The organism is Runella zeae DSM 19591 (assembly GCF_000423565.1).
Lineage (GTDB): Bacteria > Bacteroidota > Bacteroidia > Cytophagales > Spirosomataceae > Runella > Runella zeae.
Genome location: NZ_AUIF01000010.1, coordinates 148,359 through 161,141 on the forward strand (window position 1 = coordinate 148,359; position 12,783 = coordinate 161,141).

12 protein-coding genes are annotated in these 12,783 nt (G+C 43.0%); 3 read left to right on the forward strand and 9 right to left on the reverse strand.

Going from position 1 to position 12,783, the window contains the following annotated elements; translation table 11 throughout:
• Nucleotides 1–22: 22 nt before the first annotated feature.
• The 5 genes from G563_RS0102735 to G563_RS36705 form a co-directional block, all read right to left on the reverse strand.
• A complete protein-coding gene (locus G563_RS0102735) occupies nucleotides 23–379 on the reverse strand; it encodes a VanZ family protein (RefSeq protein ID WP_028663949.1) in 357 nt (118 codons plus the stop codon).
• Nucleotides 380–388: 9 nt separating this feature from the next.
• A complete protein-coding gene (locus G563_RS0102740) occupies nucleotides 389–1,612 on the reverse strand; it encodes an MFS transporter (RefSeq protein WP_028663950.1) in 1,224 nt (407 codons plus the stop codon).
• Nucleotides 1,613–1,635: 23 nt separating this feature from the next.
• Nucleotides 1,636–2,886, reverse strand: coding sequence for an MFS transporter (locus tag G563_RS0102745; RefSeq protein WP_028663951.1), 1,251 nt, complete (start codon nucleotides 2,884–2,886; stop codon nucleotides 1,636–1,638).
• Nucleotides 2,887–2,982: 96 nt separating this feature from the next.
• Entirely contained in the window at nucleotides 2,983–3,672 is a 690-nt protein-coding gene (locus G563_RS0102750) for a LytR/AlgR family response regulator transcription factor (protein ID WP_028663952.1), read from the reverse strand.
• Between the two features lie 114 nt (nucleotides 3,673–3,786).
• A complete protein-coding gene (locus G563_RS36705) occupies nucleotides 3,787–5,385 on the reverse strand; it encodes a sensor histidine kinase (protein ID WP_051210719.1) in 1,599 nt (532 codons plus the stop codon).
• 173 nt (nucleotides 5,386–5,558) lie between these two features.
• On the opposite strand from G563_RS36705, the gene G563_RS33570 reads away from it, so the two are divergent.
• The gene (locus tag G563_RS33570) at nucleotides 5,559–5,978 is read left to right on the forward strand and encodes a hypothetical protein (RefSeq protein WP_157585026.1); all 420 of its coding nucleotides are present in this window, start codon (nucleotides 5,559–5,561) and stop codon (nucleotides 5,976–5,978) included.
• Nucleotides 5,979–5,982: 4 nt separating this feature from the next.
• Here the strand turns inward: G563_RS33570 and G563_RS0102765 are convergent, their stop codons facing one another.
• The 3 genes from G563_RS0102765 to G563_RS0102775 form a co-directional block, all read right to left on the reverse strand.
• Entirely contained in the window at nucleotides 5,983–6,906 is a 924-nt protein-coding gene (locus G563_RS0102765; protein ID WP_028663953.1) for a sugar phosphate isomerase/epimerase family protein, read from the reverse strand.
• A 128-nt stretch (nucleotides 6,907–7,034) separates the two neighbouring features.
• A complete protein-coding gene (locus G563_RS0102770; RefSeq protein ID WP_028663954.1) occupies nucleotides 7,035–8,942 on the reverse strand; it encodes an amidophosphoribosyltransferase in 1,908 nt (635 codons plus the stop codon).
• Nucleotides 8,943–9,110: 168 nt separating this feature from the next.
• The gene (locus tag G563_RS0102775) at nucleotides 9,111–10,106 is read right to left on the reverse strand and encodes a cation diffusion facilitator family transporter (protein ID WP_037325822.1); all 996 of its coding nucleotides are present in this window, start codon (nucleotides 10,104–10,106) and stop codon (nucleotides 9,111–9,113) included.
• A gap of 71 nt (nucleotides 10,107–10,177) precedes the next feature.
• Between G563_RS0102775 and G563_RS0102780 the strand changes: the two genes are divergently transcribed.
• Together G563_RS0102780 and G563_RS0102785 are read left to right on the forward strand one after the other, a co-directional pair.
• On the forward strand, nucleotides 10,178–10,735 hold the full coding sequence (locus G563_RS0102780; RefSeq protein WP_028663956.1) for an NUDIX domain-containing protein: 558 nt from the start codon (nucleotides 10,178–10,180) through the stop codon (nucleotides 10,733–10,735).
• Nucleotides 10,736–10,759: 24 nt separating this feature from the next.
• Entirely contained in the window at nucleotides 10,760–11,386 is a 627-nt protein-coding gene (locus tag G563_RS0102785; protein ID WP_028663957.1) for a LysE family translocator, read from the forward strand.
• A 3-nt stretch (nucleotides 11,387–11,389) separates the two neighbouring features.
• Here G563_RS0102785 and G563_RS0102790 read toward each other — a convergent pair whose 3' ends face one another.
• On the reverse strand, nucleotides 11,390–12,766 hold the full coding sequence (locus tag G563_RS0102790; protein ID WP_028663958.1) for an alpha/beta hydrolase family protein: 1,377 nt from the start codon (nucleotides 12,764–12,766) through the stop codon (nucleotides 11,390–11,392).
• Nucleotides 12,767–12,783: the final 17 nt, after the last annotated feature.

A 12,783-nucleotide genomic window follows, 5' to 3' on the forward strand; every position in this document is an offset into this window, starting at 1 on the left:
CATAAAGAGGAGGGCTTCTTTTTTAAGTGCCTATCACCCAACGCCTTACCCACCTTGCTATCGGAATAGCGATGATGATACCCAACGAGTTGGCCACGGCATCATACCAATCAAAAGCCCGCCCAACTCCCATATTTCCTTGGGCAATTTCGATACCAACACCATATAAAACACCTCCTAAAATCACCGGCCATACTTTGAGAGTACTCCAGTACCATAAAGCCGCCAATATTCCAAAAGCCCCAAAATGATGTAATTTATCCCACCCAAGACCTGTCGGAACTTGGTCTTTTGGCATCAGGCAAAGTATCAATAGCAGTGCCGTCCAAGCAATCGCCAAATAAGGTTTATCAAAAAACCAGCGGAAAAGCTTTTGCATCTTGTTGGTTTATTTTTCTACAAAATCCAGTTCTTTACCAAAAGTTTCGTCGGTTTTGGTAAGCGAAAAAAGAGCGATTCCATAACAAATCACGCCTAATAAAGCCGCCCCTGCGAGGGTGCCGAAGGAAGGCTTGAAGCCTTGAAAAGCAAGTGTCATCGGAATTGCCATGCCACGCACAACACTCGGCACTGAGGTAGTAGCAGTAGCTCGAAGATTGGTTCCGTACAATTCGGCCACCATCATCAAATACAATCCGATATAGCCCGTACACAATCCCGACAAAAAACAGACGACGTACAACCCTACCGCAGTAGAGACATTGCCATACAAATAAACTCCTGCCAAAATAGCTCCACAAAACATCAAATACCCAATAGCTTTGCGCCTCGAACGCAGCCATTGGCTCAAAGGCCCACTAAAAAAATCGCCCGCCGTAAGTCCAAAATAAATAAACATGACACATTTGCCCGGCGAAATCCCCTCCTCAATCCCCAATGCCTTACCAAACTCGTTGCCAAAAGTGCCTAAAATACCTACCACAAACCAAGTAGGAACGCCTATCATAACACAACGCAGGTACTTGATAAATCGCGGCCAAGTACTAAAAAAATACAGGAAATTGCCTCGACTTATCCCCTGCTCTTTCACCTGCAAAAACAATCCCGACTCAAAGACCTTAATTCTCAAAAACAATAACATCAACCCCATACCACCTCCCACAAAATAGGCCGTTCGCCAATCAAACCATTCTTGGGTCAAATAAGCGACACCCGCCCCCAAATACCCCACGCCCGCCACTAAGGTAGGGCCGAGGCTCCTGATTTCTTTGGGAATAATTTCCGTTACAAGGGTCATCGCCGCGCCAATCTCTCCAGACAAGCCCATCCCCGCCACAAACCGCAGCAAAGCGTACATATTGGGGTCTTCTACAAATCCGCAGGCGATATTGGCAGTAGAGTACATGATAATAGAGCCAAACAAAACAGACAGCCGCCCTTTTTTGTCTCCCACAATTCCCCACAAAATTCCACCCACCAACAAGCCAGCTTGCTGAGAATTGAAGATAAAAGTGCCAATTTGGGAAACCTCTGCTTCAGAATACCCCAATGACTGCAAACTCGGAACTCGTACGATGCTGAATATTAGCAAATCATATACGTCCACAAAAAAACCAAGCGCAGAAACAATCACCGGCAATCGAAAAAGCGCGCTGTAAGGAGAGTTTTTCATGAATAATAAGCAGTCCCCGTGAGTTAGGATTCGATAAAGTCAAGGTCTTTACCGTGGGTTTCGGGCACTGTAAGCGTTGAATAAAACCCTAATACAAAGCAAATAAGCCCCACGATAGCACCTGCATAAATCACATCCACAGAAGGTTTGAAATAACCATAAAGCCCTGTCATGAAGATAACTGTTCCGCGCACCATATTGGGAATCGTGGTGGCGGCAGTAGCGCGAAGGTTAGTACCAAACTGCTCAGCACCAATCGTCACAAACATAGCCCAGTACCCAATGCCGAAGCCCATCGCCAAACAAAGCACATACAGCATTGTGGCTGATTTTATGCCCGCAAAAAGATAAATCAAACTAAACACGCCCGCAAAAGCCATCAAAAGTGCCACGGCTTTTTTACGAGAATGAAAATAATGACTGATAAACCCACTCGCTAAATCACCTCCTGCCAAACCCACATAACACCACATGATAGACAATCCAGGTTTGATGGGTTCTTCTATACCCAAAGCTTTGCCAAATTCATTGCTGAAAGTAGCCAATATCCCAATCACAAACCACGTAGGCAAGCCAATCCCAATACATTTTAGATACCTTACAAAACGCTCTCCATTGGTAAAGAAAGATAAGAAATCGCCTCGGGCAATATGCTTCTGTTCGGTTACACCTTTAAACATCCCCGACTCCACAACGCCAATTCTCAATAATAATAGCCCAATACCAAGCCCTCCACCTACAAAATAAGCCACTCGCCAATCCCCAAAAACTTCGACCGTAAAATAGGCTACTACCGCTCCGAAAAGCCCAATTCCTGCGACGAGTGATGTACCTATGGCTCGTAGTTCTTTGGGCAAAATCTCCGAAACCAAAGTAATCCCCGCGCCAAGTTCCCCTGCCAAACCGATCCCTGCCACAAAACGCAAATACTTATAAAGCTCTGTAGCAGGTAAAAAGCTAGTGTCTTGAATAAATCCACAAAGAATATTTGCCACTGAATAGGTCACAATCGAGCCAAACAAAACCGATAAACGTCCTTTTTTATCGCCCAAAACACCCCACAAAATCCCTCCTAGCAGCAGCCCACCCATCTGCCAATTGAGAATAGATGCCCCTACTTCCGACACTTGTTGCTCATTGAGTCCCAAATCTTTGAGACTTGGTACCCTTACAATACCAAATAATAATAAATCATAAATATCAACAAAATAGCCAAGTGCGGCCACAATTACGGGAAGCCCAAAAAGGGAATTTTGGTTAGAAGGTTTAGACATTGGTTAAGGGGGTTTTTGATTTTTTGCAATAATAATAAAAAAAGCATGGCAGGACTAAAAATACCCGCCATGCTCCGTTTAAGTCGGTATGTTTTTTTAATTTTTCGCTAATTGCAAAGGCCCATAATTAGCCCCAATAGGGATAAGTTGTCCATTTATACTTACCTCATAACGGTCAAATCGCTCTATTTTATCTTTGGCCACAATATAAGAGCGATGAATCCTCACAAACCGCTCGGGCGCAAGCATCGCTTCTGCTTCACTCATGGTCATGCGAGAAGCTATTTTTTGGTGTTTTGTGACAAACAATACATAATTTCCGCCTGCTTCCAAATACAGAATATCCTCTAGCCTTACCCTGACTTGTTCGTATCCATTTTTAACAAAAATACTCTCAGAGGCAGGCGTGAAAGCGGAGGTGCTTAATTCTTTTACTTTAAAAACTTCATGCGCTTTGGTACAGGCCTTCAAAAAGCGGCTTATGGCAAAAGGCTTGAGTAAATAATCGACCGCGTCGAAATCATAACTCTGCACGGCGTGCTCGGCATAAGCCGTTGTAAAAATCACCAAGGGAGGATTAGGAAGCGCCCTCAAAAATTCCAAACCAGAAATATCGGGCATTTTGATGTCCAAAAACAGAAGGTCAACGGGTTCTTTTTGAAGAAAATCCAGTGCCTCAAAAGCATCTTGGAAGGTAGCTTTCAAATCAAGGAAAGGGACTTTTTCGGCAAAAACCCGCACAATATCCAACGCTTTTGGCTCATCATCAATAGCAACAGCAATCATACATTTTTCTTTCAATAGTATAAAAACAGAGGAACAAAGTACCCCTTAAAACGAATAAATTTACTTAAATATAAAAATAAACACGCTCTCAGAAAAGCGTGGTTATCTATACTATCAAGTCATTTCATTATACTTAACTAACACTGGATCCAGTTTTTTTCGCTTTCTTTTTCCTCGAAAATCAATCACCAAATGCACCGAAAACTCTTTTTCGGTCTGATGAATCAAAAGCTGATGGGTATGAGGATAAAGCAACTCTAATCTTTTTTTGACATTGACTAGCCCAATCCCCGATGAATGTTTCTCGGGGTCTTGGTCGTGGCGAGGGTGCAGGCTATTATGAACCTTGAAATGCAAGCTCTCACTATCACAATTCAGCTTTATAAAAATCCAAGATTGATTGCGTAGGCTTATGCCATGTTTGAAAGCATTTTCGACAAACGGAATCAGCATCATAGGTGCTACCGACTTTAAGCAAAGCGAATCATCTAAATCAATTTTGAGTTCAAATTTATCGGACTCCGAAATTCTAAGCCTTTGTAAATCAATGTAGTTGCGCAGGTATTGCACTTCTTGTCTAATGTCAATTTGGTCTTGGTTGTTTTCGTGCATCATAAACCTCATCATATCAGCCAATTGCTGAATCCCCAACGACGTTTTTTCGGCTTTTTCTTCAATAGCCGTCGCATACAGTGTATTCATGGCGTTGAACAAAAAATGAGGGTTAATCTGCGCCCTTAGCGCCGAGAGTTCAGCCTGATTGCGACTCAAGTTTACTTCTAGGGGTTTTATCAGCAACTGCCGAATAATCGTCACCACCACGGCCCCTGCCAACGATATAGACCAAAAGGCAAACACATCATCGGCTCCTACCGAATACATGAAATAATAAATTCGACGATAGCCATTCAAAATATTGAAGAATTGAGAAAAAATAAGCGCGCCAAAACTACTCACTAAGCTAACTACCAAAACAAAAATTTGCTTAGGTCTGAGATCTGTGCGCTTGGTGCGAAAAGGCCATTCTATCAGTTGATTATGAAACAAATACGCATGAATAAAAGCCCCTTGAATCCAAAGCAATAGTACTGCCTGTCCGCTGTTATTTCGTAAAAACCCAAAGGCCAACACTACCCAAAAGCCCAAAATCGCTAACCAGCTTCCCTCTTCCATGACTTTGGTTTGTTGGCTTTTTTGGTCATTCGATAGTTGTAAAGTCCACTGATACATTTGTGATAAAATGGTGTAAGCGGATAATATCGCAAAAAACGCCACGGCCTTCACAACCACGTACAACAATCTATAATTAGATACTACTTTAGCTCCAATAATTTGATAATTACTGTCTTGCCGCAATGCAAGTTCTTTGCTAAAGTACAAGTAATTCCAAACGCCAGTCAGTAAAAAAACACCTATCAGCCCCCAAAAAGCCAATAAATGAAATGGTTTTTGGGGCCAAAAACGAGGAAAAATGACATTGTTTAGCACATACCAACAGCCATAGGTAGTAAGAAAAACGCTTATTAAGGGCCAGCAGCCATTTTGCCACCAATTGTACCGCAAAAAGATACGTTCTTCTTCCAAACCGTCGATACGTACCAATATTTGAGCATAATGACTGTAATTGTCAGCAATCAGAATAATCAAAAATAAAAGGGCGAGTGAGGTAATAAACCAAAACTCAATTTGACGGAAGCGGGCGAGTGTAATCATAGTACAAAAAAGGCTATCTTTAGGTTAGACAATCCAAAAATACCCGAAAGCCCAAGCGATGTGGAAAATCTGTGACGAATCCCTCAAAAAATGGGATGATTTACAACGAAATATTTCTATAAAGCGTCTTATAAAACAAATACTCTCGTATAGCCACAAAAACGCGTCATGATATGAAAACAATTTTTTACTTTTTGATTTTTGTAGTGACCCTTGGTTGTAAAGAAACTCATATTCCAGCCCCTCTTTTGAAGCCTTTGGTAGGGAAGTGGCGCTTGGTAGCCAATGAGTACCTCGAAAACGGACAAAAAATATGGCGCAATGCTGGCAAGCAATCCTACGTTATTTCTTTCCGTTTTGACGGAGTCATTTTACAAGAAGACGACCTACCTGTTTGCTGCGGCCCTATTTCTCTTAATATCAACGGAGAAAACTACAAAATCACTCCACAGGAAAATTTACCCGTGAATCCCACCTGTTTTTTAGTAGATTGTATCGGTTGTGATGTATGGGATATTGCCCTCACCGATGATTCTTTCATCTTGGATGTATGTAAAATCGGCGCAAGGAGCAAATTTGAGCGTGTCCCTTAAAAACTTAAGCAAGTGGGATTTGGGTTTCTTTGGCCACTTTCATTACATACCCTCGTGCTTCGTCGTACTCTTCGGGAGTACGTAGGTGTTCAAGCATCAATGGTACCGGGCGCGGGAGCGCAGTTACGTTACGCAGGTACGCCACATAGTCCATTCCACCGCGACCAGGCATGGTTTCTGCAAAATGCACATCTTTGCCTACCACGTCTTTGGCATGACAAGACACAATCCACTTCCCGAGTTTTTTGAAAGTATCGTTGATAAGGGCCGTATTGTTGTAAAAACGCTCGGGAGAGTTGATAATATTGGCAATATCCACATGAGCCGCAAAAGCAGACCGATCAATGGCTTTGATAAATCGCAAGCACGAATCGGCATCGTTGGGTAAACTCCAGCCCATCATTTCTAAAGAGAACTTAGCACTTTTGGGTTTGACGGCATCTATCACCTTACGGCAGTTTTCGACCGTTGCCTCAAAAAATTCTTTGGTGAGATTGCGCGCATCGGGGCCATCCCAGCTTTTGGGATTGTACGAACCTGCAATATCGATACAAGTCAAAGCCCCTATTTCTTCGGCCAAAGCTAAGCGTTCGGTCACATAATCGAGATTTTTCTTTCTTTTTTGAGCATCTGCATCGAGCATATTCACCCACGCTCCTACTTCAGCAATCATTACGTTTTCGGCGGCAAAAGCCTTACGCAACGCTGCTATTCGGTCGGTCTCTTTCAATTCCACTTTGGGTACATAGGCCGCACTGTATCCCAATCTCCGGTGCTCTTTGGCTAGTTCGACGGGGTCTTCTGTTTTGAGAAAAATAGGCCCACCTAGTCGCAGTGCTTGCCCTGTGCCCTTCATAGATGGCAATAAAGCCCCCCCTGCAATCATACTTGAAGATTGTAAAAAAACACGACGCGAAATTGATTTCATAAAGATACATTTGAGACCTATTGTAGAAGCCTACAAACATTGATTTATAACCAATTTTCTGGTATATAAGCAAAAAAAATCCGGCTAAAGCTTTGACTTTTAGCCGGATTAAACAAAAAAAGTTTTTATTAATAAGCTCTTACAATGCCTCTACCTTCGTAGAAGTTGACGTAAGCTTTGTTTACTACTCGATTGCCACCAGGAGTGGGATAATTACCCGTAAAATACCAGTCTCCGCTGTGATTGGGACAAGCCTCATGGAGGTTTTCCACTGTTTGAAAAATAATAGATAGTTCAGCCTTCAAATCTTTAGGGCGTACTATCTCCGCTACTTTTCGAGATACTTCGTCGGGTGTGAAACGGTCAAACAATGCCTTCACAAAATTTTGCTGAGTAGCATTGCCAGTCTCCAACGAAGCCACACATTGGGCATACACTTCGTCGCGAAGATTATCTAAACCTCTTTCTTTTAGGAGCTGTAAAGCCGCTCTAAACGCCACAAAATCTTTGACTTTAGACATATCGATACCGTAGCAATCGGGGTAGCGAATTTGCGGAGCTGACGATACAATCACGATTTTTTTAGGTCCAAGTCGGTCGAGCAAGCGTAAGATACTTTTCTCTAGAGTAGTACCTCTTACGATAGAGTCATCTACTACCACAATCGTATCTACTCCTTTTCTGACTACTTCGTACGTCATATCATACACGTGCGATACCATTTCTTCGCGAGCGTCGTCGTTGGTGATAAACGTCCGCTGCTTTACATCTTTCGACACCAGTTTTTCGATACGGGGCCGGAACGAAAGCACTTTCTCCAATTCTTCGGGAGAAAGGTCTCGGTTGAGGATTGCACTTTTACGCTGTTTTGCCAAATAGTCTTCCAAACCTTCGATAAGTCCAAAAAATGCGGTTTCGGCGGTATTGGGGATATACGAAAAAACAGTGTTTTCAAGATCGTAATCTACCTCCTCCAAAATTTGAGGAATCAATAATTTACCGAGCATCTTGCGCTCATGATAAATATCAGGGTCAGAAGCACGGGAGAAATAAATACGCTCAAAACTACACGAACGTTTTTCGAGTGGTTTCAATATCTGGTGTTGGTCATACTCACCATATTTGTCAATAATAAGGGCATGACCAGGATTAATCTCCTTAATATCAGCATAATTGGCATTGAACGCCGCTTTGATAGCGGGCTTTTCGGAAGCCACTACTACCACTTCATCATCGGCATAATAATAAGCCGGGCGAATACCCGAAGGGTCTCTTACCACAAAAGCCTGTCCTGAGCCTGTCATACCACACATCGCAAAGCCGCCATCAAAATCGCGGCAAGAGCGGTGAAGTACGCGTACCATATCCATATTGTCTTCAATGACATCCGACAAATCTGGATTTTCGTAGATTCCTTTGAAACGGTCAAAAACGCGTTGGTTTTCTTCGTCCAAGAAATGCCCGATTTTTTCCATCACCGTGACCGTATCTACACGGTCTTTGGGATGCTGACCTAATGACACCAACTTGTCGAAAAGTGAATCAACATTGGTCATGTTGAAGTTTCCGGCTACTACCAGATTGCGACTACGCCAGCTATTTTGGCGCAACATCGGATGGCAGTTTTCGATTTCGTTGGCACCGTGGGTCCCATAACGCAAGTGTCCAAGCCAAACCTCGCCCGTAAAAGCAACGTTTTCTTGTAACCACTTGGCATCGTAGCGAAGATCTTTGTCATCGCCTTTGAGTTCTTTGAAGGCTTTTTTGAATTTCTTCTGAACCTTCTTAAAAATCTCTGCCACAGGTTGCTGATCAACCGACCGATACCGACTGATATAGCGGTGTCCGGGCGGGACTTCCAGCTTGATGTTGGCAACACCCGCGCCATCTTGGCCTCGGTTGACTTGCTTTTCCATCAAAGTGTGCAACTTATAAACTGCGTAGAGGGGTGTGCCGTACTTGTCAATATAATATTGAAACGGCTTGCGGAGTCGAATGAGGGCGATACCGCATTCGTGCTTTATGACGTCGCTCATCAGGGAGTATGAAGTGTGTGACGATTTGTTAACACAAAGTTAAGAAATCCGATTCCAAAACTTCATGTTAAATTTTAAGAAAGTTTATATCCAAAACATTAAACTCCTGTATTACAACCCATTAAACCCTAAAAAGTTTATTAAAAAAATTAAATAAAATCCTCTACCCTACTCTACCTCCACAAAATGCTTCTGATTTTTGGCGAGGTTGTGAATACTCCAATCAATATCCTTTTTGAATGCCTTGGTACGCACATGGCACTCCGCCACCCGGCAATACTTGCAGCAAGCTGGCAAGCAAGGGTCGGCATGAATAAAAAGCTCTACATTTCCTTCGGCGTCAGCTTCGAGTGCATCTTCAAATTCGTGTACCGCTTCATGTACTTGTTTTAAATCCCAATAATAAGGCAAAGTCAAGTGGCAATCGATGTGCAAATCAGAACCATACTTCTGAATGCGCATATTGTGCACGTCTATCCAATACTCCTTTTTGTGATCTTTGATTAGCTCTACTATGTGCTCCATCAATTCGGGGTCGGTTTCGTCCATGAGGGCTGCCGCCGACCGCCTTATAAGCTTAAATCCATTATAAAATATAATCATCGACAATACAAGCGAAGCAGCACTATCTATCCATTGCAGTCCTGTGAGCATCAAAAGTCCTAATCCTACCAAAATCAAGACACTACTTATGCTGTCGGTCATGAGGTGTTTGCCGTCCGCAATCAGCGCTTCCGAACGGGTCTGCTTGCCTACTTTTTGAAGATAATAACCCACTCCACCGTTAAGAACCACCGTTAACAAAATAAGCCAAACACCCCAATCTAAGTGCTGAATAGGCTGGGGATGAATAAAATGTTGGATAGCTTCGACCGCAATCCAAACGCCCGCAATGATAATCAAAGCCCCTTCAAAACCCGAAGAAAAATATTCGATTTTACCGTGCCCATAGGGATGGTCGTGGTCTTTGGGCTGAGATGAAAGATAGATACTATAAAAAGCAAAACCACTCGCAATAACGTTGATAATAGATTCTAAAGCATCACTCAATATGGCGTTGGAATGAGTCAGATAATAGGCCCCAAACTTAATAATCATCAAGACAATACTTAGAGTAAGGGAAACGATTATCCAACGAAATTTAGATTTTTGGCTAACTTGCACAGCTTTTCAAGTGGGGTGATGAAGCCCAAAGTTACGAAGTTATTTAGAAGCAATTACTCATTTTTACGATTATGTCATTACCTTTTGACCATACCAATCCTTGGAAAACCCTGACTTCCAATGTAGTATATGACAATAAGTGGATTCAAGTCCGACACGAAGAAGTACTCAATCCCAGTGGGGGTCCGGGGATTTATGGCGTAGTTCACTATAAAAACAAGGCCATTGGAGTAATCCCTATCGACGATCAAGGTTATACTTATTTGGTAGGCCAATATCGCTATCCATTAGAAGAATATTCGTGGGAAATCCCCGAAGGAGGCGGCCCCATGAACGAAGACCCGCTCGAAGGGGCCAAACGGGAGCTTTTGGAAGAAACGGGCTTAGTGGCCGCCAAATGGACCAAAATCGCCCGTGTACACCTTTCCAATTCCGTAGGCGATGAGGAAGGTTTTTTGTACATAGCCGAAGACCTCACCCAAGCCCAACAACAGCCCGAAGATACCGAGCAGCTCCATGTAGCTCGTATCCCTCTCCAAGAAGCCATTGAGATGGTGATGCGCTCCGAAATCACCGATTCGTTGAGTGTCATGGGTTTGCTAAAAGTAGCCCGTTTGAGAGGAATTTAATGTTTTTAATGATAAACCTATAGCATGTTTTTAGCCGCTTTATATGGTCTCATTGCTGGGATTTTGTTATGTCTTACTTTTGGGACTGTTTTTTTTGCATTGATTCAAACTAGCATCGAACGAGGCTACCGGAGCGGCGTCCAAATCGCCTTGGGAGTAGTAGCAAGCGATGCATTTTTTATATTTACCGCTATTTTTGGAACCTCTTTTTTACCTCAAATCAGTCATTTTGATAAGTGGGTTAGTGCCATAGGGATTGTCTTTTTGGTAATATTGGGTATCAAAAATTTCTTTAAAATCCCCTCTTTAGAGCCCAAACCTCACAGCGACGACCGTAGCCGTCGCCGCTCCCATCTCAAATATTTTTTCAAAGGAGTAGCCCTCAATGCCCTCAATCCCGTCAATTTTATGTCGTGGGCGGCCATTGCTACTTATCTCCGTACCAAAGGCCGCTACGACCTGAGCGAAATGATTTTGTTTTTTGGAATGAGTCTCATAGGCGTAGGCGGTACCGAATCTGCACTTGCTGTTTATGCGCACCGCCTGCGGGGAATGATTACGGTCAAAGTGATTCACTATATCAACATCGCCACGGGCCTAGTATTTATTATTGTGGCGCTCAAGCTACTATGGGATGGATTTCTGAAATAGCTTTTACTGTTTTTTGAGCCAATCCGTAATGAGGTCTAACGCTTCCGTTGAAAAGGTTTCTTCCAAAAGGCCATATTCGGCAACGGTACATTTTTGGCATTTCTGAAAGAGGTGATTGAGCCCGGCCAGCGCTACTATTTTAAAGTTTTTGTTGCCAGCCGCTTGCAGCCCTTTCTCAAACCCTGCTAAGTTTTCTTTGGCCGACACTTGCAAATCACTGCCGCCATTGAGTGCCAATACCGGAATTTTGAGCTGGGTCAAAACGGGCTGTGGGTCGTATTTTAAAAAATAACGATACCATTTGGAATTGAGCGTGTCAAATTGCCGAGTTACTGATTTTTTACCTATTTCGCTCTTAAATCCCATTTGCCCTAGCACTGCGTCGGGTTGTTTTTGGAGCCAATTATCGAAAGCGATTTGCAAGCTATCTTTGAGGTCATTTTCTAAAGAATTACGAAGTATTACATCATACAAGGCCGAATTGAGCGACCGATAATGTTCCCTAAAAGCCTCTCCCACTCCTGTTTTTTTCAACATATCATCGTTTTGTTGGAGCAATAAATCATACCCTTTCACTCCCACTCCCGCCAATGATACCATAAAAGCCACTTGCTTGGATTCTTGCGCTACCATAGGCGCAATCACTCCTCCCTCACTATGTCCTATCAAGCCTATTTTTCGGGGATTTACTTCTTTGCGAGTCTTGAGATAGGCCATAGCCGCAAGCACATCTTTGGCATAATCAGCCGACGTACCTACAGCCCCTGTGGTTTGCCCCACGCCTCTATCATCGACCCTCAAAACTGCAAATCCGTTGCGACTTAGATGGTCGGCAAGTACCCAAAAAGGCTTATGCCCAAAGATAGTTTCGTCGCGGTCTTGCTGTCCCGACCCACTTATCAAAATCACCGTAGTTAAGGGATGATTGATAGACGGGTAAGTAAAAGTTCCACCAAACGTAATTGATTTGTCAACATTCGTAAATTTTACGTCTTCTACCGCGTAGGGATAAGGAGCAACAGGATGCTGCGGACGCTTCAAAAAAGACAAACTAGCCACTTTTTGAAGTTTGAGTGGCATTCCATAGCCATTTTGTTTCCAGCTTCCTTCAAAAGTATTATCGCTTATTTTTCCCGTCAATACTGTATTAAAAGCCTTTAAATCAGCAATCAAACTATCATTTCGGAAAACAGGGCTTTGAATATCATGCGCAAACACCCCCTGCTCAGGAATATAAAGGAGAGCCTCCCCATTAGCTGCATTAAGCTCCAACCCCACTTTCAGCGTAGTTAGCGTTCCTTCGTATAGCTCTTGAGAAGAGGCCGACCAACTCACTAAAAATGTGAGGAGGAGAAAATAATATTTGAATTTAGAGTTCATGAGTACGACATTTGAAT